Here is a 23,343-nt window from a genome sequence, read left to right on the forward strand (position 1 = left end):
CGAACTCAGAAGTGAAACCTCTTAGCGCTGATGGTAGTGTGGGGTTACCCATGTGAGAGTAAGTCATCGCCAGCTCATTATTCGAAAACACCCCCTGACTAGTGCAGGGGGTGTTTTTTTATGCGTGGAAAAAGATAAAAGGGGGCGAAAATAAAGCGTTGGAAATCCAACGCTATAAATCGACCTAAAACGATAAAATTATTTTAACTGACGTCGTGCATGCTTTAATGCAGTTCTTAACCCTTCTTCTAAAGTTGGATGATAAAAGGGTTTATTTAAAATTTCATGAATGGTTCGTTCTTCTGAAATCATCCAAGCTAACATAAGCCAATGACTGCATAATTTGAATTGTGGGCGGGTATCCAACGAATATCATGGTCCATTCTGACCAAGGCTCACAGCACTGTAGTCGTGATTTTAGAGCGCTATTATTGATGAATAACTGCATCCAAAGCATGTCTAGACGAGGCCTTGCGCAGTATATTGCTCATGGGATAATGCAGTAACAGAAAGCTTCTTTCACACATTTAAAGGTCATGTGGTACATGGCAGTGTATTTTTGACCCGAAAAGAAGCCAATGTTGTCTTGTTTGACTATATTGAGATTTACTACAATCGAGTGAGAAGGCACTCTGCAAATGGTTGGTTAAGCCCAGAAGCCTTTGAGCAGAAATATTTTAAGAATTTAGAGGGATAGGTTGTCCACGATACTGCCTGGGATCATTATTTGGCTACCTTTATCGGGTAAATTTTATATTTAAAATATCAATATCCTAAATATTCGATTAAAAAAAACCTGCTTAAAAAGCAGGTCATAGATTTAGAGAAATGAAGTCAATTAAGCAAAAATATTACATGCTGCAGATGCCAAAATCCATAGAATCACCACTGCAACTACTGGCTCTACAATTTTTGACCAAGTCGGTACTTGTACTTCAGTTGTTACGTCTTCTTGTGTATGTTGTTGATTAACCATTTGATTGAACTCCTTCATTGATGCTTCTAATGATATCTCTTCTTGCAGATTTGGTTTAGAACCAAGGAGCTCTGTTAGGTTGTTTGTTGACCAAACCCAATCATCCGCTTGACCAGAAAGATGTTCAATTTGTCCATTGAGTAATTCTCGAATACTTTGTGGCGAATGTGAGCCTGTATCATGAAGTTGTTTTAATTCATTTAATTGTAAATGAAAAACTTCTGTAGTTAGGTTTTCGAGTTCAGAGCGTTCTAATGTTGATGCATTTGAAGGGTTTGTAGTGAGATGGCGTGAAACTTCCTGAATATAGAGTTCATCAGGCTGAGTAATTTCTTGATAAACCTTTTCGCCATTAATGCGTAGCTGATGAATTAATTCACCTAAGGTTAAAGCATTAATTTCACGTAAATGTTGTCGTTTTTCTTCACGATTTAAATGACTTAAAAGCATAGGCTTTTGAGATTCTATTTGTTCGACAAAATATTGTACTAAATCAAAAGCCATTATTCGCTTCCTTATTCTTTAATCGAGCAACCTTAAACCCGGTTTTTTCTTCGGCTGCTCTTGTTGTTCTTGGTCGTTTGATTTTAAAGCATTTTGATCATTCTGAATACCTTCATATTCTTGAGGATCGAAGAACATGCCTTGACCATTTTCACGTGCATAGATACCTAGAACAGCAGAAAAGGGGATATAGAGGTTTTGCGAAACGCCACCAAAGCGTGCAGAGAAAGTAATCGTCTCATTGCTCATATGCAGCGCATGCGTTGCATGGGGTGCAATATTCAGGACAATTTGGCCATCTTGGATATATTGAACTGGTACCATCGTACCATTCTGTGTCGCATCGACAAGTAGGTACGGTGTAAGTTGATTGTCACAAATCCATTCATAAAGTGCCCGTGTTAAGTATGGACGCGTTGGAGTGAGTTGTAGTTCCTGTTCAGACATAATGCTTACTCGAATATTTATGGGAAATTAATTTTTTGCTAAAAGCTCGCTATAGCGATTTTTTTCCTGCAATGTCATCGATTTGATAAATGCAGGACGGCTAAAGATGCGTTGGCAATAGAGAAATATAGGGCGGCATTGCTGTTTGGGAAGCTCAATCCCCATGGCTTTTAGGCGCAGAAATACAGGTGCGAGCATACAGTCTAACATGCTAAATTGTTCAGACATAAAATAAGGATAATGCTGAAACAAGGGGGTTAGTGAAATGAGTGTATCACGTAATTGTTTTTGTGCTTTTTGTTTGGCTTTTTCATCGAGGGTATCGGGATGGCGAAGCATAATATCGGCAAGTCTTAACCAATCTTGTTCGAAGCGCCATACATATTGACGTTGCTCTGCACGAGGCATGGGTGCATCTGCATACAGTTTATTTTGACGATATCGGTCATCCAGATATTCGGCAATAATACTGCTTTTATAGAGTTTTAGGCCATTTTCAATCATCATCGGAAGTTGATTGTAGGGATTTAAACTTGCAAGATCTTCGTCTTCATCATCAGCAATAATTAAATTATGTTTGATTTGCTTCTCTGCAAGTACATAGCGTATCCAGTGTGAGCGAAAGTCATCCGCATGACTGTAAAGCGTAATCCCTTGAAGAGGTGCATTTTCGACTGACATAATCCGAGACGATGAGAAATGAATAAGATAGGATACTAAAATTAGACAGTAAAATCACGGGGACTTTAGCAATATCAATGCAGCTACAGTGAAAATTACAGTTTTGTTTTATTTGATTTTATCTGATAGCTTTTCATGTCATTCATTTACCTGATCGTCACCGCATGATGACCATTGCACTTGTACAAAAATTATTATTTTTAGCTGCTGTTATTTTTATGGGCATTGGCTTTTATACGGCACTCGCTGGAGGTTATGCCTCTGATTATGGAGCAGAGGATAATAGTCCTGAACAAAAAAGCAAAATGACCATTTGTACAATTACACTAACACTGTCGGTTATATGCTTAATTGCGAGTTTGAGTCTCTTTGTTTATCGGATCGTTACTCTATTCGCATCATCTTCATAAAAATTAAGACATAAAAAAACCTTGGCATAAGCCAAGGTTTTTTTGTCCGATTCGGTAAACGAATTAACGTTTAGAGAATTGAGGACGTTTACGAGCTTTACGTAAACCAAGTTTCTTACGTTCAACTTCACGAGCATCACGAGTAACGAAACCAGCTTGACGAAGAGCAGGTTTAAGAGTTTCGTCAGAAGCGATCAATGCACGAGTAATACCGTGACGGATAGCGCCTGCTTGACCACCGATACCACCACCAGCAACAGTGATGTAAAGGTCATATTTCTCAGTAGCTTCTAAAAGCTCAAGTGGTTGGTTAACAACCATACGAGCAGTTTCACGACCGAAATACTGTTCTAAAGAACGGTTGTTGATTACGAGTTTACCAGTACCAGCTGATAGGAAAACACGTGCAGTTGCGGTCTTACGGCGACCTGTACCATAGTTAGTAGCCATGTGCTGTATCCCTTAGATGTCCAAAACTTGTGGCTGTTGAGCAGTATGTGGATGCTCAGTACCAGCGTACACTTTCATTTTCTTGATCATTGCATAACCAAGAGGACCTTTTGGCAACATGCCTTTTACAGCACGTTCGAAGATTTCTTCTGGTTTGTGAGCAACTAATTTTTCAAAATTAGTTTCACGAATACCACCAGGGAAACCAGTGTGGCGATAATATTTCTTATCAAGTGATTTTTTACCAGTCACTTGAACTTGCTCAGCATTGATAACAACGATGTAGTCGCCAGTGTCAACGTGAGGAGTATAAGAAGTTTTGTGCTTACCGCGTAAACGACGAGCGATTTCAGTCGCAAGGCGACCTAAAGTTTTGCCAGAAGCATCAACAACGTACCAGTCGTGTTGAACTTCAGCTGGCTTAGCGCTGAGAGTTTTCATTAAACCACTACCTATTATAGTTGGTTTGGACTATGGAAGCTGTCCAAACAAAAGGAGACGCGATTCTATACGAATACGTGAAGAATCACAAATGAAAATATAAAATTTCAAGCGCTGTATTGTAGTATATTTCTTCAGCAATAAACAGTAGATAATCCAGAAATTATAAAAAAAGCGGATGAAAGTAAATCATGTCGAATTCTAATCTGTTAAAAAACACATCTGAACCCTTATTTTGCGGCATTGGTGGTATTTAATGGGCTTATGTAGCACCTTGATTTTAAGCCCAACTTTTTTGTATTTGGTATATTTGCATGGGGCGGATGGTGCGATCATCGTTTTGTTGATGATGCTCACTTTATTTTTCCTTAGTTATTTATTGGTTTATCTGTTGATTGGATTATTGCTTGTGAGCGTTATGTCTTTTTGGTTGATAACGAAGTACCCGCAGCATGTGTCAGTCGTTCAGCGCGGCATTATGATTCTTATTTGCATTGATTTGGATCATTGACATTTTAGGTTTTGCTTTCGATTTCATTCCATACAATGTCGTACAACGCGCTTATTTTTGAGTTTTGTCAGGTATTTTTAGTCAATAAAATTAGGTCTGTCATGTGCATCACACAGTATAATAATGTTATTGCACACACAGGATAAACCCATGCTGCCTTTATATATCACGAGCGGTGAACCCGCAGGTATCGGACCTGATATTTGTTTGAGCTTAGCCAATCGAATAGATGAAAGGCCAATTGTGGTTCTTATTGATAAAGATTTGCTGCTCAAGCGCGCTCAACAATTAAAGCTCGAAGTTGAACTGATCGACTATGTTGGGCAGGATGAGTCGGCAGCTCTAGGTCAGCTTTATGTGGAACATGTACCTGTGACTAAACCAGTTATTGCAGGTCAGTTAGATGTGAATAATGCAGCTTATGTGTTGGAGCAATTACGACGTTCTGCAGATTATGCGATGTCAGGCAAAAGTGTTGGTGTTGCCACAGCGCCTGTGCAAAAGTCGATTATCAATGATGCTGGTATCCATTTCAGCGGACATACGGAGTTTTATCAAGAATTTGCAGGCGTTGAGCGTGTCGTGATGATGCTTGCTACAAAAACGCTCCGTGTCGCATTAGCAACAACACATTTACCGCTTCGTGATGTTGCAGATGCCATTACTCAAGAACGTTTGCATCAAGTCATTGATATTTTAATTCATGATTTAAAAACCAAATTTAAAAAAGATCATCCGCATATTTTGGTGTGCGGTCTAAACCCACATGCGGGTGAAGATGGCTATTTGGGCATGGAGGAGATTGAAGTGATTAATCCGGTGCTTGAGCGTTATCGCGCTCAAGGGGTGAATATGAGCCTGAGCTTACCTGCTGATACCTTATTTACCCCTGAAAATTTAAAAGATGCGGATGCGGTTTTGGCGATGTATCACGATCAGGGCTTGCCTGTGTTAAAGTCGCAGGGCTTTGGCGAAGCCATCAATATCACTTTGGGCTTGCCGTTTATTCGGACTTCAGTGGATCACGGCACAGCACTGTCACTGGCTGGAACCGGTCTTGCTAAAAGTTCGAGTTTACAGGTGGCGGTTGATTTGGCTTTAGAATTAGCACGTGCGAAAAATAACGAAAATTAATAATAAGGGTTTGAATTTTATATGAATAATAGTAAAAAATTATCAAAAACAAAACAGGAAAATAACAAGATGCTTGGGGCGAAATCGAACATTCGCCCATTTTTTGGGATTGTGTTAGCGTTGATGCTGTCAGCATGTTCAACGCTTGCTACAGATCATCATTTTTGTGAATTAAAAGTATTATCGCTGCAAATTCCAAAACAGACGGAAGGATTTATACGTTTTGCATTACCGGGTGCTGTGGATGGCTTTAAACATAATCAGCAAAAATTTAATCAAGCGCTGACCGCGGTGCATAAAAAATATGCGAATCGTGATGGTGCTGATAAAATGCTTCAAGATGGGCAGGCAATCAATGCTAATATTGATCTGCTTGTACAGCATCAAAATAGCCTGAGTGCGCTATATGAATATCAACTTCTTGTAAGTGAAACCATTCCGGGTATTCAAGCTGAATATAACCTTCTGGCTGATATGATGGCTAGAGCAAACAATTCAGCTATTCAAGCAATGATTGCCAAAAATCAAGTCTATATTGCGGGACGAATGTTGAGTTCTTTGCTGAAGTTAACTGATGTGAATTCTATTCATCCAGACGATTTAGATGACTTTTTAGCAGATTTTGAAACTTTCAATATTTATTTGAAGGCTCAACTGAATGGTAATCCTGAACTGGGTGTAGAGCGCGTAAACAATGCTGAAATGCGCGAAAGTTTGCTCTCCATTCAGGCTGAAACTGAAGAAATGATGAAATCTGAAACAATGGCTTTGTTGAAACAAAAAGAGCCATTGCTCAGTGTAATTAAAGCGGCTCGGGATAATGTGACCAAGTCCGAAGAAATTTTTGCTCGCTTGAGTGAATTTGAATCAAGTCAGTAATCGTTGTAATAAACCTATGCGGAGAATTTTATGTATCAAATTAATGCCCTAAACCCAAAAGATGAAGGGCATCACACGCGTAAGCGGTTTGGACAGAATTTCTTACATGATCAACGTGTTATTGCCAAAATTGTACGTTCGGTAAATCCGCGTACTGGTGACAATATTGTCGAAATTGGTCCCGGTCTTGCCGCGCTTACATCGCCGTTAATTGGTGAATGTGATGCTCTAACTGTGGTTGAGCTGGACCGTGACTTAGCTGCAGGTTTGCCGGGCCGTGTGCCGCATCCTGAGCGCTTGACCATTGTTGAAACCGACGCGCTGAAATATGACTTTACCGAGCTGTTTGCCGAAGGCCGTCCACTGCGTGTGGTTGGTAACTTGCCGTATAACATCTCGACACCGTTGTTATTCCATCTCTTGGAATTCGGGGACAAAGTCAAAGACATGCACTTCATGTTGCAAAAAGAAGTTGTGGACCGTATTACCGCTTCACCGAATACTAAAGAATATGGTCGTTTATCGGTGATGATTCAATATTTCTGCAAACCGACGTTTTTATTTGAAGTGCCACCGGGCTCATTTAATCCGCCGCCAAAAGTCACCTCTGCGGTATTCCGTTTAGAGCCTTATGCCGTTAAACCGATTATGGCGAAAGATGAAAAAGCGCTTGCGCGTTTAGTTTCACATGTCTTTACTCAGCGCCGCAAGACCTTGCGTAACAGCTTAAAAGGCATGTTGGTTGAAGATGGTTTTGAAAATGCAGGGGTTGATCCAATGGCGCGTCCGGAAACTCTAACACTTGCAGAATTTGTCGCATTAGCAGATCAAATGGTGGCTTAAATAATTATGACTCGCTCTATTCGCTATAACTATGTCATTGGTGATGTTCAAGGTTGTTTTGAAGCATTAAAAGCTTTACTGAAAGAGATCAAGTTTGATGCAGACCAAGATTTTATATGGTTGGCAGGTGATCTTGTTGCACGGGGTGAAAACTCGGTAGGTGCTTTGCGTTTCATCAAAAAATTAGTGGATAGTGAAGTTGCAGCGACGGTACTGGGCAATCATGATCTGACTTTACTGGCATGCGCTCGCGGTATTAAGGATATTAATCCTAAAGACAATATCGATGATGTGATTCACGCTTTAGAAAGTGATGATCTGATCGATTGGCTACGCAAGCAGCCGCTGTGTCTATTTCCGAATGAGCAAACCATTTTGACTCATGCGGGTATTCCTTTGAATTGGACTGCGCAGCAAACCGCAGACTTGGCAAAGGAAGTGGAAGTGGTGATTGGTCATGACGACTTTGATGTGGTCGATGCGTTTCTTCAAGTGATGTACGGTAAAGAGCCGAACCTATGGTCGGATGATTTGTCTGGTCATGCGCGCTTACGCTGTATTACCAACTATTTGACCCGCATGCGCTTAACCGATGCAGAAGGTCGATTAGAGTTCAGTTTTAAAGATTCACTCGATGACCCTATGCCGAAGGGTTTTAAGCCATGGTTTGAGTTTGAGTCACAAGCAGCTCAGACCCATCAAATTCTGTTTGGTCATTGGGCGGCTTTGCAAGGAAAAAGCATTTCAGCAAAAATCCAAAATGTGGATGGCGGATGTGTCTGGGGCAATCAGTTGATGGCATATCGTTTAGAAGATCAGCACATGTTTGCGGTCGATAATCCTGTGATGTAAGTATTTAAAAATAAAAAAGCCGCATTGATGCGGCTTTTTTATTAGTGTGAGGATTAGTCTAAACGAATCCAAGTTTGGTTACGGCCCAAGACTGAAACGCCAATACTTGCACGGATCGAAATACGTTTTCCTGTGCTGTTTAAGCGCACTTTAGCATCATAAACCTTGCCAGAAAGAGGGTCGATAATACGACCTTTTTCATAATTATTTGTATTATTAATTTGCTTTAAACCTTTAACAATTTCCATGCCGAGAATCGGTTGGTTGGTATAAGGCGCAGGGCACTTATTACAGTTTTTTTGCGGTGTATAGCCAGGACGTGGTGTAATTTTAATAATTTTACCGGTATAGGTATTATTGGATTCTTTGTGAATCGAAATAATCGCTTTGGCCGCTCCTGTTTTATCGTCAATTTGTTGCCACGTGCCAGTAATGTCATTTGCAAATGCGACATTCATCAATCCGAATGTGCAAAGGCTGAATAATATTTTTTTAAACATAATCGCTTTTCCCCTAGAAGCGTGATTTATGAGCACGTATGTTAGAAAGTTTACGAGAATAGTCAACTTAATTTTTTAAAATAATTTGAATATCTTAGGCATAAAAAAACCGCCATGGCGGCGGTTTTTATAACATTGAGCTTATTCTTGGCGAATCCAAGTTTGACTACGACCAAGTGCTGATACACCCATATAGCCACGTAGCGTGAGACGTTTGCCACTGGCATTTAGGCGAACTTTTGTGTCGTAAATTTTGCCTGAAAGAGGGTCAATAATACGGCCTTTGTCGTAGTTATTAGTGCCTTCAATATGTTTTAAACCTGTTAAGATATCAAGGCCTAAAATCGGTTTGTTTTTATAAGGTGCAGGGCAATTTACGCAGGTGTCGCGCGGTGTATAGCCCGGACGCGGCGTCACTTTGATGATTTTACCCACGAATGTTCCATTACTTTCTTTACGGATTTCAATAATGGCTTTTTGTGAACCTGTTTTATCATCAATTTGTTGCCAAGTCCCTGAAAGGTCTTGAGCAAAAGCTGAACCACTCATTACAGCAGCTAAGAATAAGAGGCTCACTTTTAATTTTTTCATCAGATATTCCCTGTAGGTGGTTCACCTATATCAAATCAATTTACTGAATAAATTTAAAATTTATTCAACGCGAATCCATGTCTGTGTACGACCAATCGCGGAAATCCCCAGATATCCACGTAAATGTAAGCGCTTACCATTGGCAGAAATTTTGCCTTTTAAGCTGTAAATTTTGCCTGCTAAAGGATCAATAATTTTTCCTTGAGAGTAGGTATTTTCACTTTCAAGTTTCAGCCCCTTAAATACATCCATCCCTAAAATAGGCTGGTTGGTATAAGGTGCAGGGCAATTCACACATTTTTCCTTTGGTGTATAACCCGGACGTGGCGTCACTTTTACAATTTTGCCGGTATAGGTGTCTTTGGCATCTTTTCGAATTTCGATCAGTGCTTTAGGCGAACCAGTTTTATCGTCAATTTGTTGCCAAGTCCCTGTAAGATCTTGAGCATAGAGTGCGGAGCTTGTAACTACAGCACCGAATAATGCAGCCCATTTCAAACTTTTTTCGATCATATTAATAATCCTTTATCAATACACTTTGTGAGGGTTTATTGATCATACTAGGTAATATTTAAACTTAGAGCAACTACTCTAAGCATAAATATTTACATTTTATTCGGGAAAGTTGACATGTTGCACAAAAGTGCCTTTACCAAAAATGTAACATCCACAGCACATCGTTCAATGTGTTGTGGTGTACCCTTGAATTTATATTAAGTTTATTTTTTATACAAAACAATCATTTAAAAGTGATTGCTCAGTCACATATTTTGTAGATAGAGTATGAAAGTTGGCAACCAGATTGCTGTGAATACTGCATTTACCGCCATGCCAAATGCCGCATAGCGCCCAGCAATGCTGCCGCGCTGCCAAGCTTGAGCTGTGCCAATCGCATGTGCAGCAAGTCCTAAGGCGAGTCCTGATGCACGTTCATCATGAATATTTTTGAGTATGATGGGTGAAAACGCTGCGCCAATCACCCCTGATAAAATCACAATCAAAATTACCAAAGGAATCGGGGAATGCAACAGCGTGGCAATGTTGATGGCAATAGGGGTGGTCACTGCCCGTGTAGCAAAAGCCATAATGGTTGGATCTGACAAATGCAGCAAATAAGCCAGCCCCATAGGGAGGGCAACGGCACTGATACTGGCAAAGACTAAAATCCCGCCCACGGCTTTTAAAGGCAAGTCATCGTAGCGCATCGCTGCTAAAGGAATAGCCAAGGCCACTGTGACATAGCCGAGTAAGTTATTGAACAGTGGATTGACCTGTGCCATATAACTTTCATAGGAAATGCCAAAAAGATAGAGCATACCAATGACGAAAAACATCCCAATCACAATCACGGGGATTTGCGGTAATTTTTTATTAATAGGTTTTGCGACAAGATAGGCGATCAAGGTAATGATGAATCCAGAGATGATTGAAAGCATGTTGATTCTCCTATAGCCATTTCTTAGACATTTTTGCGTAGACCCATAGCGGTATGAGGGTGCTGACAAAGAGAACAATCAAAAACATTGGAATTTCATCACCTAAATGCATCATCATCAGCAATGAGCCTGCACTAATGGGTAAGAAGGCAAAGGCACTTTCTTTCATGATTTTATTATTGGTATCGACCAAACTGGCTGGAATTTTGTTGAATTTTCTCCAAAATGAAAGCACGATCAAGAGGGCAATCAAACCGACTAGATTGCCTAATTCTGGGTGATTGAATTGCTTCATGACCCAGACCGCGCCTTCACGGAAAATAATAATTAATGCAATAGTGCCTATCCAGGCTTTCCAGTCGATGCGCTTGATCCAGTCCATTTTTGTCTTTCGTTAAAATTATACTAATCAAGTTTTAACCGATTTAGTCTTTAATTTCAAATTCTTCAAGTGGACGTTGAAATTGTTGCGCACGCGTTCCCAAAATTTCTTCGATGGGTAAATGCGCCTGTTTAATCAGTTGTTCTAACTTATGCGGGGCAATGATGACGTGCAAAATTAAGTTGCCTTGTTCATCATAACTTTCATTTTGGATCACATTGAGCGCATACAGTTGTGTTCTTAATTTGCCATAAGCCGGTTTTAGACGGACTTCAAAGCTTTGAATCTGTCCCATTAAGCATTCTTGAACCGCTTGGCGTAATAAGGGAAGACCTTTACCACTATGTGCTGAGACATAGACACGTTCCGGCTGATGTGGCTTGCCATAGATGATTTTAGGATCTTCGCCACTGACATCAATTTTGTTATAAACGCGCAGAATCGGAACATCGACACCAATTTCTTTCAGTACTTTTTCGACAGCCTCGATTTGTTCCATCATGTCAGGACTGCTGGAGTCAATGACATGTAACAATAAGGTCGCCTCCAACGTTTCTTCTAAGGTGGCTTTAAACGACTCGACCAGTGAGTGCGATAAATTACGCACAAAACCTACAGTATCTGCGAGAACTAAGTTGCCGATACCATCCCAATGTAGACGGCGTAAAGTTGGGTCAAGTGTCGCAAACAGTTGGTCTGCTGCATAGACATCACTTTTTGCTAAATTATTAAATAAGGTCGATTTACCAGCATTGGTATAACCCACCAATGACACGGTTGGAACAGCAGCTTTTTGACGTGCCACACGACCTTGCATACGTGTTTGGCGGACTTTCTCAAGATTCGCTTTGAGTTGTCCCATACGGAGCTTGAGTAGCCGACGGTCAGTTTCCAGCAGCGTTTCACCCGGTCCACGTAGGCCGATCCCACCTTTTTGGCTATCGAGATCGCCACGACTACGAATCAGCCGTGAAGCCATATGTTGTAATTGGGCCAATTCAACTTGCAATTTACCTTCATAGGTACGTGCGCGTTGGGCAAAAATATCTAAAATTAATTCAGTGCGATCGACCACACGACATCGCATGATGCTTTCAAGATTACGTGCTTGGGCAGGGGTGAGGGCATGGTCAAAAATGACCAATTCGGCTTCATGCTCTGCAACCACTTCTGCAATTTCTTCAGCTTTCCCTGAGCCGATAAATAATTTGGCATCAGGCTTAATACGCTGAGCATGCACATGTTGCAAAATATTGGCACCTGCAGATTGAGCAAGTAAGTGGAATTCTTCGGCATCAAGGTCTGCGAGCATTTGTACTGCCACACTGACTAAAATTACGCGTTCACCGCTCGCTTGATGTTGATTTAAATTTTCCACTCAGCACACACTCCTGTTTAAAGATTCATTTTAGGCGAAAATGCAGTACGAGGGTTAATCTAAGTGAGGGATTAATGGCTAAGTTCTGTATGTCGTGCTATTCAATTAGAGAAAGCTTCGAAAGCTCAGCGCCAATAAGAAAAGCACACAAACATATATCAATGAAAAACCAGCAATGGCTTTTAACGCTTGCCATGAAGAAATAGGGGGATTGTCTGAATATGAATGATTCATAATTTTAACCTTTAAAACCGATATAAAAATAATATTTGATTTTTAAAAACGATTAAAATAGGGAAATATTATCTTCGACTTCGGTTTTTATGATCAATGCAAAAAAACTGTCTTCGGTATATGATGATGAAAATTTACGCCAAATTGTGGCACCGTGTCCTTTTAGTGAACCGTTTATGAATCAACCTCAAATCGTCAATACACCGCAAATTAATGTGTTTTCAAAATTTTATTTGTATTGTAAAAAAGTCGGTGCAGCAGCTGTTGCCGTGACGCAGGGTTTTTATTTGGTTTATCGTCATCAATTGTATAAAGACCCGAATAACCCGCAAAATACCCGCTATGTGCAGTATTTTTGTCGCAAGTTATGCAAAGTATTTAATCTTGAAGTCAAAGTGCATGGCGAAATTCCACGTCAACCAGCCCTTTGGGTAAGTAATCATATTTCATGGTTAGATGTGGCAGTTTTGGGTTCTGGCGCACGTGTTTTCTTTTTGGCGAAAGCTGAGATTGAAAAATGGCCAGTGCTGGGTAATTTGGCGAAAGGCGGTGGCACCTTATTTATTAAGCGTGGTTCTGGCGACTCAATTAAAATTAAAGAACAAATTACGGGCTTCTTAAAACAAGATACGCCGGTACTCTTTTTCCCAGAAGCCACCACTTCAGATGGCAGCAAAATTAAAAAAATTCATGGTCGTATTTTAGGTGCGGCAATTGAAGCCGAACGTCCAGTCCAAATTTGCTTAATTTGCTATGTGAATCAGGACGGTGAACTCGATAATATTGCGCCCTATGTCGGAGACATTAGCTTTGATCGGCATGTCAAAAATGTCTTAGAAATGCCGAATGTCACCGCGCATCTGATGACATTGCCCGCAATTGATTCGGCAGGTCATACTGTTGACAGTCTGACACAAGAAGTGCAGCAAAAAATGAATCAGGGATTAGCAGAGCTTCAAGCTAAAGTTCTTAAAGCGCCAGTTCCAGTTGAAGCTTAATGAATTAGTGATACATGCTGCAAGGGGGATGCCTTTGCAGCACAATCCTTACATAAAGCCTTCGAGCGGCAACCAAGAGATAAATTTCACCCCTGCTTTTTGCCACCACTTGATTTTCGGTTCACGTGGATAAATACGCGTTTGACCATTTGACAGCTTAATTTTCCAATTGATCTGTTGGTCTGCATTGAGTACTAACTTATAGGCATATTTACTCAAATTTTCATCCATGGTGTAGTGGACTGCTTTGGCTAAGCGTGGGCTATTCAGTAATACCCCAATTTCAGTATTTAAATATGCTGAGCGAGGGTCAAAGTTAAATGAACCGATAAAGACTTGTTTTTCATCAATTGCCATCAGTTTGGCATGTAGGCTTGAACGGCTTAAACCTTTTAGACTAACTTTAGATTTTTCCGCCAACTCTTTGGTATTGGTGTTGAGGTTTTCTGCATCAGGTCTAGAGAGAAATTCATAGAGTTGAACGTCGTTTTCCAAGAGATCTTGACGATATTTGCTATAAAAAGCATGAACCAATGGCACGTCATTGGCCTGGAATGAGTTAGTCAAGACTCTGACTTTTACGCCATCTGCACGAAGATTTTTTAGGCGTTCAGCCCCTTTTTTTTCTGGGACAAAGTAGGCCGAAACGATATCGACACTTTGTTCCGGTTTATCTAAACGGTTGAGGAGCTGAAAGTTGAGATGCTCTTCTTTTTTAGCCTTAGATTTGATTTTGCTCGGGGAATCTTTGACCACTTCGGCTTTGACCCAGTCAAATTGGATTTTATTGTTGAGCCAGTCATCAAAGGCATGTGAACGGTTAGCTAAGTCCAAATAATTGACCACAGTGGCTTCTTGGTTATAGTCATCGAGTTGTTGTTTGAGACTGTCAAAGCGCAAACTATAGTGGCGTGGATTGACCAATTGACGTACTGGAAAGGCATAATCATCATTCCAATATTCGTCAAAAGAATGGATGATTTCATCGGATGCCGCACCGACCAACATGACGTCGACATCGGAAAATTGATAATTATCACTGACGTTATAGTATTGGTTACTCATATTGCGACCACCAATCAATGCGATTTGATTGTCTGCAATAAAGCTTTTGTTGTGCATACGACGGTTGATGCGTTTTAGATCCAACACCATATCGACAGGGCGGAAATGTCGGAAGCGGTACGGGTTATACAGTTTGACATCAATATTGGTATGTTGGTCGAGTGCCATATAAATGCCTTCCATTTTTTTTGCATTATTGTCATCGACCAATAAACGAATTTTCACCCCACGATCTGCAGCTTTGATCATGGCATGTAGGGCCAAAGCACCAATTTTGTCGTTATCCCAAATATAGTATTGTAAATCTAAACTTTTTTCGGCCTTATTGATTAGCTCAATTCGAGCCGCTAAGGCTTCTAATGGGTCATACAGAACGTGGTAACCGGTTAAATTAGGATTTTGTTCACGTAGCGGCAGCACAATTTTCGCAAGGCTAGTATCGTCAGTGGGAGTATTAAAGGCATATTCCACAGGTTGAGTTTGCTGTTTAGGCAAGGTACTACATGCAGATAAAGTCAAAACAAGGCTACAACTCAGCAAAACCGCCTTAGTGTGGTTGTGTATGAAGGGCAAATTCTGCTGTTTCGGTGTAGCTGAGTTCATACTGTTAGACATACTAAAAAATTTGATTTGAGTATAAGTGTCAGCTGTGAAAAGATAAATATAGTGACCGAGTTTTCTCGTTAGGCAAATTGTAGAGCAAATGTATGTGGGAATTAGATTCCGTAGTGATGTATTTTTATATCGGGTTGGCTGTGCTGGGCGTTTGGGCAATATCCCAAGCTTGGTTAAGTCAGTCGCGCACGGAAACGATTCATCCGTTTAAAGCCTTCGTACATTTGTTGGCATTTTATCTCTCGTATTTACTTATTCCTTTATTCTTCTTTAGCTTTTATGCAGGCTGGAGTGGCTATTATTCACTACATGAAGCGATTTTTGTCGGTGCTGTTACGGGGCTTTTATGCTATGCCCGCTTTATCGAGCCGCACATGATTCAGGTGAAAAAATGCCAATATCAATTAAACGAAACACGACAATTATTAAAGCCAGTTCGCATTGCTTTAATTGGTGATTTACACATTGGTTTATTTTCAGGTCATGAACGTCAGTTAAAAATGATCGTCGATAAAATCAATGCGCAAAATCCTGATTTGGTCGTGGTTGCAGGGGATTGGACTTACGAGCCAGAAAATAAGTTAGCTGAAGAATTGGCTGTACTGAAAAAAATTATTGCTCCAATTTATTCGGTGAATGGTAATCATGATGAGCAATATCCCGGTCCGCCTATTCAAGCGCTGTTAAAACATGCATTAGAAAGTAATCATGTGGTGGATATCGAAGGGCAAGTGGTGGAATTTAATGAGTTTCGCTTATTAGGCGTTGGGGATTTGTGGGCAGGTAAAGCCGATATGCGCTATTTGCCAGAATTGCCACAAGATAAGCCTTGGATCATTTTGTCGCATAATCCAGATACAGTCGATATGGTACCTAAACTTCCGGGACGACCATTGATGTTGTCGGGTCATACGCATGGCGGGCAGGTACAACTGCCATGGTTGACTGATTATGTAATGAAAAAAGTGTCCATTTTAGGCCACAAAAAAGGGCTATATCAGCATGATAATGCAGATGTCTTTGTCACTGTCGGTACGGGGATGGTTGGGGTACCTTTTCGTTTTCTTGTGCCACCGACCATTGATATTATCGAGTTGGTTTAATCAAAAACTACCGTTCATTATCGCTAAACGGTTTGGTGACTGTTCCTCTTGATGAAGAGCTACAAACCTTGTTTCGTTAATAAAATTGAATCGTGCCATTAAACATTTGTAGTTTGAAGTTGAGTGAATGACAGTGTCTTGGAACAGATGATGTGTATTGCCACTCAGTGGGATCTAAGCTGCATGCATGAATGAAATTAAAATGATGTCAACAAGAGAGTAGCTAATCAGGTCATTGACTCAATTTGAGACATAAAAAAGCCAGCGATATCGCTGGCTTTTTTTGCTATTGAATCAGATTAAACCTGATTATTCACATCATCATTTTTAGTTTCGCGAATCATTAAGAACGCGATCAATGAAAGGATTGATGCCGCAGTTAGGTAGTAACCTACTGCATATAAACCATAGCCAGTTGCAAGTTTAGTTGCGATCAATGGCGCGAAAGATGCACCAAAAATACCAGCCATGTTAAAGGTTAAAGCTGAACCTGTGTAACGTACAGACGTTGGGAAGATTTCAGACAATACCGTACCAATTGGACCATAGGTTAAACCCATGATCGCAAGACCGATACATAGGAATAAGAACACCATCGCAGTACTGCCAGACTCAAGCATGCTTGAGAAGACTAAGCCAAACAATGCAGATACAACACATACCGCAATCGAAGTCGTTTTACGACCAAATTTTTCAGCAAATACAGCAGAAAGTGGAATGAAGGCAGCAAAACAAAGTGTGGCAACCAGTTGAAGTTTTAAAAATTCTTCACGTGTGTAACCAAGCTGGGTTGTACCCCATTGTAAAGCGAATACTGTGGTTAAGTAGAACACTACAAATGTACAAATCGCGGCAATCGTACCGAGAATTAACATCCCCCAGTGCTTAGTGATCACTTCTTTGAACGGAATATTTACTTCTTTTTGCTTATCCAATACTTTTTGGAACGCTGGTGTTTCATGTAATTTTAAACGAATCCACAGACCGACAATAACCAATAGCGCACTTGCAATGAATGGAATACGCCAACCCCATTGCATAAACTCAGCTTCAGACATGAAGTGACCTAAGGTCAAGAATGAGCCTGTTGCAAGAATAAAGCCGATTGGCGCACCTAATTGAGGGAACATACCATACCAAGCACGTTTGCCTTCTGGCGCATTTTCAGTTGCAAGTAGCACGGCACCTGACCATTCACCACCTAAACCCAGACCTTGACCTAAGCGACAAAGTGCAAGCATGAGCGGAGCAGCGATACCAATTTGAGCATAGGTTGGAAGCAAGCCGATACATACTGTAGAAATCCCCATGGTGAGGAGAGCGGCAACTAATGTGGCTTTACGACCGATACGGTCACCTAAATGGCCAAAGAATGCTGCACCAATCGGGCGAGCAATAAAGGCAATCGCAAACGTTGCTAGAGATTGAATCGTTGCGGTTGTTGGATCTGTACTTGCAGGGAAGAACAGATGCGGGAAGATAATTACAGCCGCAGTTGCATAGATGTAGAAATCGAAGAATTCGATTGTGGTACCTACAAGACTTGCTGTAAGTACGCGGAATTTTGAATTTGTTGGTTGCTGTTCAGTGGCAGCAGCACTTGAAGACGCCATGGTGGACCTTACACTTACTAAAAATAATTGAACTTAGTTTTAAAAGCGTAATCTTTTTAAAAAAGGCGTAATTTCTTAAAAAAATACGAAATACCAACTTACGGACTGCGGAATTAGGGTCACTAAAGAATGCAGTGTCAGTGGGTTATATCACGTAGAGATAAATCGACAGGAAATGTGATCCTGCACCTATCAATACAAAAATATGCCAGATAGCGTGTGTATATCTTACCTTTTTTAAGGCATAAAACAATGCACCGATTGTATAAGATAGCCCGCCAATGATCAGGTAGGTTAAAGCTTGATCAGATAAAAAGCGTTGCATATCATCCATTACCAGTACTGCAAGCCATCCCATCACCAAATAAGCAATCAACGAAATCTTTTGAAAACGATGAATGAAAATTAATTTGAATAGTGTTCCAATAGCGGCAATAACCCACAGTGCAATGAGTAAATAATGCGCTTTTGCGGTAGGCAGTGCGATTGCCAGAAACGGGGTATAAGTACCTGCAATTAAATAATAGATTGCGGTATGGTCGAGTTTTTTGTACCAACCACGGCGCTCAGGAGATTCTGCGAAGTGATATAGACTCGACGCTGAAAACAATAACAGCATACTGAATGCATACACCCAAAGTGCAAGCCATTTTCCAGTTGGAAGATATGATCCTTTTAAAATCAGTAGGATACCTGCGATGACCGACAACGCTGCACCGAAAGCATGGGTATAGAAATTCAGTCTTTCTTCAGCTTGGTCATAAGCTAAAAGATGGGGAGCATTCATAACGTATCTTTTATAATAATTTAAATATACACATGTATAGTAATTCAATTTTGCTTTTGGTGTAAGAAGATTTAAAATTGTTTTGCAAATTTATCTAGGTTTATATTATGTCATCATTGGCTTCTCCCTCTACGCAAGAGCAGCAATTTTTAGCAGCCTTTCAGCAAGCCATTGAAACACAGCGTTTTGATCGCATGATTTTGAGTCAGTATAAAGGTGAATTAGACCAATTAGAAAAAATGACCTTGCGAGTCATTTCGCTGCAAGGTGAGTCATTTCTCAGCTGTTTATATCGTTACAAAACTCAAGATATCACCAAAAACTATCCAATCGCATCCGCATATCAACAAGTCGAAAGTTTATTGAGTTGTTGTAAGCAAGCCAACCTGATGACCTTGGATGAAGAAATTCAGCTCAAAAAAAATAAAAAGAAAGCGATGCTAAGCATCAGCAAAAAGCAGCCAGCCTTAGGGAAAATTCCTACGGAGCAGCAAGGACATGATCGAGCGAAACATCGCTATGTCGATCAAAACAGTTATTTCTTACAGCCACTCGGTATTACGGATGCAAAAGCACAAATTATTCCGAGCATGGCACGTAAATGGAAACAAATTAATAAATTTGTAGAAATTTTTTCAGGCGCTTTAAGCCAGATCAAAGAGAGCGATCAATCTCTACATGTCGTGGATTTTGGTTCAGGTAAAGGCTATCTGACTTTTGCATTATATGATTATTTAGCAAAACACCAGCAAGTGCCTAAAGTGACAGGGGTTGAGCTAAATCCGAAAATGGTGGAATTTTGCCAAAGCGTTGCGCAGCAGTCGAATTTCAGCCAACTGGATTTTTTCCAAGGCGATGTTCGTACATATGCGCCTGAGCGCTTAGATGTCATGATTGCACTGCACGCTTGTGATGTAGCAACGGACTTTGCGATTCATACCGGCATTCGATTAAATGCGCAAATGATCATGTGTGCGCCGTGTTGTCATAAAGAATTGCGTCCGCAATTGAAAGCGCCGCAAGTACTTGCACCGATGTTGCAATTTGGCATTCATGCGGGCCAGCAAGCAGAGATGCTTACTGACACGATTCGTGCACTTTTATTGAAAGCATATGGTTATGAAACCAAAGTCTTTGAATTTGTGGCACTTGAGCATACCAGTAAAAATAAAATGATCTTGGCAACCAAACGTGCAGACTATGTCGAGCCTGATCAAGCGGTATTGGCGCAGATCCAAGCTTTAAAAGACATGTATGGCATTCAAAAGCATTCCTTGGAATTATTGTTAAATGATCAATGGGACCAGCAAGATATTGGCTGTAAATGCTAAAGGATGAAGGGATGCAGCAGTTAAATATTCAATTCGGTCCGTGGGAGCAACTGGCATCTGCAGCTCGATCGATACGTGAACAGGTCTTTATTTTAGAACAGCAGATATCGCCCGAAGATGAATGGGATGCAGAAGATGAGATTTCACTGCATTTTATTGTTCATGATGGGATGAAAGCTATTGCAACTGCACGTTTGTTGAAAAATAACAGTATAGGTCGTGTTGCTGTTTTAAAGGCTCATCGCGGTCAGGGGATTGGTAAAATCTTGATGCAAGCCATCATTCAACAAGCGACATTAGAGCAACGTGAATATTTAAAACTATCTTCACAAGTGCATGCTATCCCTTTTTATGCAGCGTTGGGTTTTGTTGTTGAAGGTGATGAATATTTAGATTGTGGTATTCCGCATCAAGATATGTATATGGCTTTGGCTTAAATACTTAAAATTGGACAGCTATAAATAAAAAACGCTTAATATTTTAAGCGTTTTTTATTTGCATAGATTGGGTCAAAGCTTAGTGACCATGATCATTCGATGCAGTAGGTTCAGGGCTCATGTCATCCATATGTGCATGTTGTTCTTCGGTCATATGCATGTCTGCTGCAGTCGGTGCAGATGCTTCACGAGCTGCTTGATCAGCTTGCGCCTTTTTCAACGCTTCTTCTGACATCACAGGGGCATTTTTAAATGCATGCTGTTGAGTATTGTCTTTTTTCTGTTGGCTCGGCATATAGTCTGGTTCATTGGTCACAGCAAGCCAGAAAATACCCATGAATAGCGCACCTAAAATACAGAAGATAATCAGTGCTTTCCAGCCCCATGGTGATTTTTCAGGAGAAGTATGATCTGTCATAACAAGCTACTCAATCGGATAAAAAGAAATCAAAAAACTTGTTACTTTATAACATAAAACTGATGAGAGTTCGCGTAAATTCTAGGCTTGTTTGCAAACACGCGACTGAGAAGGAAAATAAAAAGGAGCCGAAGCTCCTTTTGATGTGATTGAACAGCAAAATTTGCATGCTCAAAATGAATAATTAAATCTGCTCAGCTTTCGCCACTTTGTCTTTCAGCAATTGCGGTGCTTTGAAGCGTTCGCCATATTTTGCTTCTAGTGTATTGGCACGTAATAGCGCTTTTTCCAAACCATATTGGTTTAAAAATTGAAGTGCACCACCTGTCCAAGGGGCAAAACCAATCCCGAAGATTGATCCGACATTGCCATCAACAGTCGATTCTAAAACACCTTCTTCTAGGCAGCGTAAGGTATCGAGTGACTGTACAAACAGGAAGCGGTCAATCATTTCCTGTTCAGAAATAGCATTATCTTTCTGCCATTTGCTCAAGCCATCCCAAAGGTGCTTTTTACCGCCTTCAGGATATTCATAAAAACCTGCACCAGCTACTTTACCTTTACGTCCGAACTCATGAATCATCGTTTGAATAACGTCATCCGCACCTGAACGTGGTAGGTCTTTGCCTTCGGCTTGCAAGGCTTTACGTGTCTCGGCCGCAACATGCTCAGACAGCGTTAAAGACACTTCATCTTGAATCGCCAATGGGCCTACAGGCATGCCGGCTTTTAGTGCAGCCATTTCAATGCGGGCAGGGTGTACGCCTTCAGACAGCAGACGTAAACCTTCTTGCACAAAGGTGCCAAAGACACGGCTGGTAAAGAAGCCACGGTTGTCATTCACTACAATTGGCGTTTTGCCAATTTGCTGCACAAAGTCAAAGGCTTTAGCCAAAGTTTCAGCCGAAGTGTTTTTACCTTTAATAATTTCCACTAATTGCATTTTGTCGACAGGACTAAAGAAATGTAGACCGATAAATTTAGCTTGATCTTGAGATGCATTGGCCAAGCCTGAAATCGGCAAGGTTGAGGTGTTGGATGCAAAAATACCGCCATCTGCCAAATAGGCTTCTGCTTCTTGTGTCACTTTGGCTTTGAGTTCGACATTTTCAAATACCGCTTCAATGATCAAGTCGCAGCCTTGTAAGTCGGCAGCATCTGCAGTGGCATGAATCAGTCCTAAAACTTGATCACGTTTTTCTGCACTTAAACGGCCTTGAGATACTTTTTTATCTAGCAGTTTTTGGCTATAGGCTTTGCCTTTTTCAGCAGCTTCAACAGAAACATCTTTGAGTACAACTGCAATGCCTTTTGATGCTGTGGCATAAGCGATGCCTGCACCCATCATGCCTGCACCTAAAATACCAACTTTGGTGGCTTGCCATTTCGCGACGTCTTTTGGACGGCTTGCACCAGACTTAATAGCGTTGAGACCATGCCAGAAGGTGCCGATCATATTTTTAGAAATTTGACCGGTTGCAAGGTAAGTAAAGTAACGTGATTCAATCGTGAGCGCCGTATCAACATCGACCTGAGCGCCTTCAACAGCAGCCGACATAATGGCTTCAGGCGCAGGGTAACAGCCCTTGGTTTTGTCACGCAGCATAGCGGGGGCAATGGCGAGCATTTGCGCCACAGCAGGAGTCGATGGCGTACCGCCCGGAATTTTATAGCCTTTTACATCAAAGGGCTGCTGTGATTTTGGATTGGCTTTGACCCACGCAATCGCTTTGTCCATCAGGTCTTCAAGGCTATCTGCAGTGTCTTGAATCAGCCCCAATGATTTGGCTTTTTCGACACCAACTTGTTTGCCTTCCATCAAGAGCGGAAAAGCATTTTGCAGACCCAATAAACGTACCATACGTACAATACCGCCACCGCCCGGTAGTAAGCCTAAAGTTACTTCTGGTAAGCCAAATTTCGCCTTAGCATCATTCAGTGCGATTCGATAATGACAGCCAAGAGCTAACTCCCAACCACCGCCAAGCGCCGTGCCATTTAAAGCTGCAACAACAGGAATGCCACGGGTTTCGATATAACGCAGTTTGGCTTTCATCTCTTCAATCATATTGAAGAATTCAGTTGCATGCTCAGGTGTAGCTTGAATCAGTTCGTCTAAGTCGCCGCCGGCAAAGAAGGTTTTTTTTGCGGAACGGAAAATAATCCCTGCAATATTTTCATCTGCTTGCAGTTTGTCTACCGTTTCAGCCAGTGCCGTGCGGAAGTCTGCATTCATGGTGTTGGCAGATTGGTTTGGAGAATCTAAAGTTAAAATGACGATATTGTCGGCATTTTTTTCAAATTGAATTGCGCTCATTTTTATTCTC

Annotated in this window: 25 protein-coding genes and 2 pseudogenes; 10 read left to right on the plus strand and 17 right to left on the minus strand. The window is 41.0% G+C overall.

What is annotated here, in order from left to right; all coding sequences use genetic code 11:
* Positions 1 to 198: 198 nt before the first annotated feature.
* Positions 199 to 324 (minus strand): annotated as a pseudogene (locus FTT72_RS16295) (hypothetical protein); the annotation flags it as partial.
* A 32-nt stretch (positions 325 to 356) separates the two neighbouring features.
* Between FTT72_RS16295 and FTT72_RS08720 the strand changes: the two are divergent.
* Positions 357 to 697 (plus strand): annotated as a pseudogene (locus FTT72_RS08720) (IS3 family transposase); the annotation flags it as partial.
* Between the two features lie 141 nt (positions 698 to 838).
* Here the strand turns inward: FTT72_RS08720 and FTT72_RS08725 are convergent.
* Genes FTT72_RS08725 through FTT72_RS08735 form a run of 3 tightly spaced genes read right to left on the minus strand, consistent with a single transcriptional unit; the run spans position 839 to position 2,608 of the window.
* A complete protein-coding gene (locus tag FTT72_RS08725; RefSeq protein ID WP_180178223.1) occupies positions 839 to 1,480 on the minus strand; it encodes a hypothetical protein in 642 nt (213 codons plus the stop codon).
* A gap of 18 nt (positions 1,481 to 1,498) precedes the next feature.
* Entirely contained in the window at positions 1,499 to 1,927 is a 429-nt protein-coding gene (locus FTT72_RS08730; protein WP_078194278.1) for a ClpXP protease specificity-enhancing factor, read from the minus strand.
* Between the two features lie 27 nt (positions 1,928 to 1,954).
* The gene (locus tag FTT72_RS08735; protein ID WP_180005135.1) at positions 1,955 to 2,608 is read right to left on the minus strand and encodes a glutathione S-transferase N-terminal domain-containing protein; all 654 of its coding nucleotides are present in this window, start codon (positions 2,606 to 2,608) and stop codon (positions 1,955 to 1,957) included.
* A gap of 164 nt (positions 2,609 to 2,772) precedes the next feature.
* Here FTT72_RS08735 and FTT72_RS08740 point away from each other — a divergent pair, with 164 nt between their 5' ends.
* Positions 2,773 to 3,018, plus strand: a complete 246-nt coding sequence (locus tag FTT72_RS08740; RefSeq protein ID WP_180178224.1) for a hypothetical protein — start codon at positions 2,773 to 2,775, stop codon at positions 3,016 to 3,018.
* 63 nt (positions 3,019 to 3,081) lie between these two features.
* On the opposite strand, the gene rpsI is transcribed toward FTT72_RS08740, so the two are convergent.
* Together rpsI and rplM are read right to left on the minus strand one after the other, a co-directional pair.
* The gene (rpsI, locus tag FTT72_RS08745) at positions 3,082 to 3,468 is read right to left on the minus strand and encodes a 30S ribosomal protein S9 (protein ID WP_078190115.1); all 387 of its coding nucleotides are present in this window, start codon (positions 3,466 to 3,468) and stop codon (positions 3,082 to 3,084) included.
* Positions 3,469 to 3,480: 12 nt separating this feature from the next.
* The gene (gene rplM, locus FTT72_RS08750) at positions 3,481 to 3,909 is read right to left on the minus strand and encodes a 50S ribosomal protein L13 (protein ID WP_004722943.1); all 429 of its coding nucleotides are present in this window, start codon (positions 3,907 to 3,909) and stop codon (positions 3,481 to 3,483) included.
* 661 nt (positions 3,910 to 4,570) lie between these two features.
* Between rplM and pdxA the strand changes: the two genes are divergently transcribed.
* Genes pdxA through FTT72_RS08770 form a run of 4 tightly spaced genes read left to right on the plus strand, consistent with a single transcriptional unit; the run spans position 4,571 to position 8,128 of the window.
* Positions 4,571 to 5,554, plus strand: coding sequence for a 4-hydroxythreonine-4-phosphate dehydrogenase PdxA (pdxA, locus tag FTT72_RS08755; RefSeq protein WP_180178225.1), 984 nt, complete (start codon positions 4,571 to 4,573; stop codon positions 5,552 to 5,554).
* 21 nt (positions 5,555 to 5,575) lie between these two features.
* Complete coding sequence (locus tag FTT72_RS08760; protein WP_180178226.1) at positions 5,576 to 6,433, plus strand: pilus assembly protein PilJ; 858 nt, start codon at positions 5,576 to 5,578, stop codon at positions 6,431 to 6,433.
* Positions 6,434 to 6,463: 30 nt separating this feature from the next.
* On the plus strand, positions 6,464 to 7,276 hold the full coding sequence (rsmA, locus tag FTT72_RS08765; protein ID WP_180011634.1) for a 16S rRNA (adenine(1518)-N(6)/adenine(1519)-N(6))-dimethyltransferase RsmA: 813 nt from the start codon (positions 6,464 to 6,466) through the stop codon (positions 7,274 to 7,276).
* Between the two features lie 6 nt (positions 7,277 to 7,282).
* Positions 7,283 to 8,128 carry a symmetrical bis(5'-nucleosyl)-tetraphosphatase gene (locus FTT72_RS08770; RefSeq protein WP_180178227.1) on the plus strand — a complete coding sequence of 282 codons (846 nt, stop codon included), beginning with the start codon at positions 7,283 to 7,285 and terminating at the stop codon, positions 8,126 to 8,128.
* Positions 8,129 to 8,181: 53 nt separating this feature from the next.
* Here the strand turns inward: FTT72_RS08770 and FTT72_RS08775 are convergent, their stop codons facing one another.
* From FTT72_RS08775 to hflX, 6 genes are all read right to left on the minus strand, one after another.
* Positions 8,182 to 8,628 carry a DUF2147 domain-containing protein gene (locus FTT72_RS08775; protein WP_180024993.1) on the minus strand — a complete coding sequence of 149 codons (447 nt, stop codon included), beginning with the start codon at positions 8,626 to 8,628 and terminating at the stop codon, positions 8,182 to 8,184.
* A 141-nt stretch (positions 8,629 to 8,769) separates the two neighbouring features.
* On the minus strand, positions 8,770 to 9,219 hold the full coding sequence (locus tag FTT72_RS08780; RefSeq protein ID WP_180178228.1) for a DUF2147 domain-containing protein: 450 nt from the start codon (positions 9,217 to 9,219) through the stop codon (positions 8,770 to 8,772).
* Positions 9,220 to 9,279: 60 nt separating this feature from the next.
* On the minus strand, positions 9,280 to 9,732 hold the full coding sequence (locus tag FTT72_RS08785) for a DUF2147 domain-containing protein (protein ID WP_180024995.1): 453 nt from the start codon (positions 9,730 to 9,732) through the stop codon (positions 9,280 to 9,282).
* A gap of 248 nt (positions 9,733 to 9,980) precedes the next feature.
* Entirely contained in the window at positions 9,981 to 10,655 is a 675-nt protein-coding gene (locus tag FTT72_RS08790; protein WP_078190106.1) for an LrgB family protein, read from the minus strand.
* A gap of 10 nt (positions 10,656 to 10,665) precedes the next feature.
* A complete protein-coding gene (locus FTT72_RS08795) occupies positions 10,666 to 11,037 on the minus strand; it encodes a hypothetical protein (RefSeq protein WP_078194269.1) in 372 nt (123 codons plus the stop codon).
* 43 nt (positions 11,038 to 11,080) lie between these two features.
* On the minus strand, positions 11,081 to 12,415 hold the full coding sequence (hflX, locus tag FTT72_RS08800; protein WP_180178229.1) for a ribosome rescue GTPase HflX: 1,335 nt from the start codon (positions 12,413 to 12,415) through the stop codon (positions 11,081 to 11,083).
* Between the two features lie 410 nt (positions 12,416 to 12,825).
* On the opposite strand from hflX, the gene FTT72_RS08805 reads away from it, so the two are divergent.
* Positions 12,826 to 13,647, plus strand: coding sequence for a 1-acyl-sn-glycerol-3-phosphate acyltransferase (locus FTT72_RS08805; RefSeq protein WP_180011647.1), 822 nt, complete (start codon positions 12,826 to 12,828; stop codon positions 13,645 to 13,647).
* Positions 13,648 to 13,695: 48 nt separating this feature from the next.
* Here the strand turns inward: FTT72_RS08805 and FTT72_RS08810 are convergent, their stop codons facing one another.
* The gene (locus FTT72_RS08810; protein ID WP_257233417.1) at positions 13,696 to 15,315 is read right to left on the minus strand and encodes a phospholipase D family protein; all 1,620 of its coding nucleotides are present in this window, start codon (positions 15,313 to 15,315) and stop codon (positions 13,696 to 13,698) included.
* Positions 15,316 to 15,419: 104 nt separating this feature from the next.
* Between FTT72_RS08810 and FTT72_RS08815 the strand changes: the two genes are divergently transcribed.
* Positions 15,420 to 16,430, plus strand: coding sequence for a metallophosphoesterase (locus FTT72_RS08815; protein ID WP_180178231.1), 1,011 nt, complete (start codon positions 15,420 to 15,422; stop codon positions 16,428 to 16,430).
* Between the two features lie 299 nt (positions 16,431 to 16,729).
* On the opposite strand, the gene FTT72_RS08820 is transcribed toward FTT72_RS08815, so the two are convergent.
* Both FTT72_RS08820 and FTT72_RS08825 read right to left on the minus strand, forming a co-directional pair.
* Complete coding sequence (locus FTT72_RS08820) at positions 16,730 to 18,043, minus strand: MFS transporter (protein WP_111885003.1); 1,314 nt, start codon at positions 18,041 to 18,043, stop codon at positions 16,730 to 16,732.
* A gap of 145 nt (positions 18,044 to 18,188) precedes the next feature.
* Positions 18,189 to 18,830 carry a hemolysin III family protein gene (locus tag FTT72_RS08825; protein WP_180178232.1) on the minus strand — a complete coding sequence of 214 codons (642 nt, stop codon included), beginning with the start codon at positions 18,828 to 18,830 and terminating at the stop codon, positions 18,189 to 18,191.
* A 107-nt stretch (positions 18,831 to 18,937) separates the two neighbouring features.
* Between FTT72_RS08825 and FTT72_RS08830 the strand changes: the two genes are divergently transcribed.
* Both FTT72_RS08830 and FTT72_RS08835 read left to right on the plus strand, forming a co-directional pair.
* Positions 18,938 to 20,161 carry an SAM-dependent methyltransferase gene (locus tag FTT72_RS08830; protein ID WP_180178233.1) on the plus strand — a complete coding sequence of 408 codons (1,224 nt, stop codon included), beginning with the start codon at positions 18,938 to 18,940 and terminating at the stop codon, positions 20,159 to 20,161.
* Between the two features lie 11 nt (positions 20,162 to 20,172).
* Positions 20,173 to 20,598, plus strand: a complete 426-nt coding sequence (locus FTT72_RS08835; RefSeq protein WP_252725871.1) for a GNAT family N-acetyltransferase — start codon at positions 20,173 to 20,175, stop codon at positions 20,596 to 20,598.
* A 79-nt stretch (positions 20,599 to 20,677) separates the two neighbouring features.
* On the opposite strand, the gene FTT72_RS08840 is transcribed toward FTT72_RS08835, so the two are convergent.
* Together FTT72_RS08840 and FTT72_RS08845 are read right to left on the minus strand one after the other, a co-directional pair.
* On the minus strand, positions 20,678 to 21,016 hold the full coding sequence (locus tag FTT72_RS08840; RefSeq protein WP_078190097.1) for a hypothetical protein: 339 nt from the start codon (positions 21,014 to 21,016) through the stop codon (positions 20,678 to 20,680).
* 184 nt (positions 21,017 to 21,200) lie between these two features.
* Entirely contained in the window at positions 21,201 to 23,333 is a 2,133-nt protein-coding gene (locus tag FTT72_RS08845) for a 3-hydroxyacyl-CoA dehydrogenase NAD-binding domain-containing protein (RefSeq protein ID WP_180178234.1), read from the minus strand.
* Positions 23,334 to 23,343 lie beyond the last annotated feature (10 nt).

This window comes from Acinetobacter sp. YH01005, assembly GCF_013420465.1.
Taxonomy (GTDB): domain Bacteria; phylum Pseudomonadota; class Gammaproteobacteria; order Pseudomonadales; family Moraxellaceae; genus Acinetobacter; species Acinetobacter amyesii.

Coding starts and splice junctions, on each gene's coding strand:
- FTT72_RS08835 (WP_252725871.1), top strand. CDS start 20,173: ATGCAGCAGTTAAATATTCAATTCGGTCCGTGGGAGCAACTGGCATCT.
- FTT72_RS08725 (WP_180178223.1), bottom strand. CDS start 1,480: ATGGCTTTTGATTTAGTACAATATTTTGTCGAACAAATAGAATCTCAA.
- FTT72_RS08815 (WP_180178231.1), top strand. CDS start 15,420: ATGTGGGAATTAGATTCCGTAGTGATGTATTTTTATATCGGGTTGGCT.
- rplM (WP_004722943.1), bottom strand. CDS start 3,909: ATGAAAACTCTCAGCGCTAAGCCAGCTGAAGTTCAACACGACTGGTAC.
- FTT72_RS08785 (WP_180024995.1), bottom strand. CDS start 9,732: ATGATCGAAAAAAGTTTGAAATGGGCTGCATTATTCGGTGCTGTAGTT.
- FTT72_RS08740 (WP_180178224.1), top strand. CDS start 2,773: ATGATGACCATTGCACTTGTACAAAAATTATTATTTTTAGCTGCTGTT.
- FTT72_RS08730 (WP_078194278.1), bottom strand. CDS start 1,927: ATGTCTGAACAGGAACTACAACTCACTCCAACGCGTCCATACTTAACA.
- FTT72_RS08805 (WP_180011647.1), top strand. CDS start 12,826: ATGAATCAACCTCAAATCGTCAATACACCGCAAATTAATGTGTTTTCA.
- pdxA (WP_180178225.1), top strand. CDS start 4,571: ATGCTGCCTTTATATATCACGAGCGGTGAACCCGCAGGTATCGGACCT.
- FTT72_RS08825 (WP_180178232.1), bottom strand. CDS start 18,830: ATGAATGCTCCCCATCTTTTAGCTTATGACCAAGCTGAAGAAAGACTG.
- FTT72_RS08760 (WP_180178226.1), top strand. CDS start 5,576: ATGAATAATAGTAAAAAATTATCAAAAACAAAACAGGAAAATAACAAG.
- FTT72_RS08830 (WP_180178233.1), top strand. CDS start 18,938: ATGTCATCATTGGCTTCTCCCTCTACGCAAGAGCAGCAATTTTTAGCA.
- FTT72_RS08770 (WP_180178227.1), top strand. CDS start 7,283: ATGACTCGCTCTATTCGCTATAACTATGTCATTGGTGATGTTCAAGGT.
- rsmA (WP_180011634.1), top strand. CDS start 6,464: ATGTATCAAATTAATGCCCTAAACCCAAAAGATGAAGGGCATCACACG.
- rpsI (WP_078190115.1), bottom strand. CDS start 3,468: ATGGCTACTAACTATGGTACAGGTCGCCGTAAGACCGCAACTGCACGT.
- FTT72_RS08845 (WP_180178234.1), bottom strand. CDS start 23,333: ATGAGCGCAATTCAATTTGAAAAAAATGCCGACAATATCGTCATTTTA.
- FTT72_RS08790 (WP_078190106.1), bottom strand. CDS start 10,655: ATGCTTTCAATCATCTCTGGATTCATCATTACCTTGATCGCCTATCTT.
- FTT72_RS08820 (WP_111885003.1), bottom strand. CDS start 18,043: ATGGCGTCTTCAAGTGCTGCTGCCACTGAACAGCAACCAACAAATTCA.
- FTT72_RS08840 (WP_078190097.1), bottom strand. CDS start 21,016: ATGACAGATCATACTTCTCCTGAAAAATCACCATGGGGCTGGAAAGCA.
- FTT72_RS08735 (WP_180005135.1), bottom strand. CDS start 2,608: ATGTCAGTCGAAAATGCACCTCTTCAAGGGATTACGCTTTACAGTCAT.
- FTT72_RS08810 (WP_257233417.1), bottom strand. CDS start 15,315: ATGAACTCAGCTACACCGAAACAGCAGAATTTGCCCTTCATACACAAC.
- FTT72_RS08780 (WP_180178228.1), bottom strand. CDS start 9,219: ATGAAAAAATTAAAAGTGAGCCTCTTATTCTTAGCTGCTGTAATGAGT.
- FTT72_RS08795 (WP_078194269.1), bottom strand. CDS start 11,037: ATGGACTGGATCAAGCGCATCGACTGGAAAGCCTGGATAGGCACTATT.
- FTT72_RS08775 (WP_180024993.1), bottom strand. CDS start 8,628: ATGTTTAAAAAAATATTATTCAGCCTTTGCACATTCGGATTGATGAAT.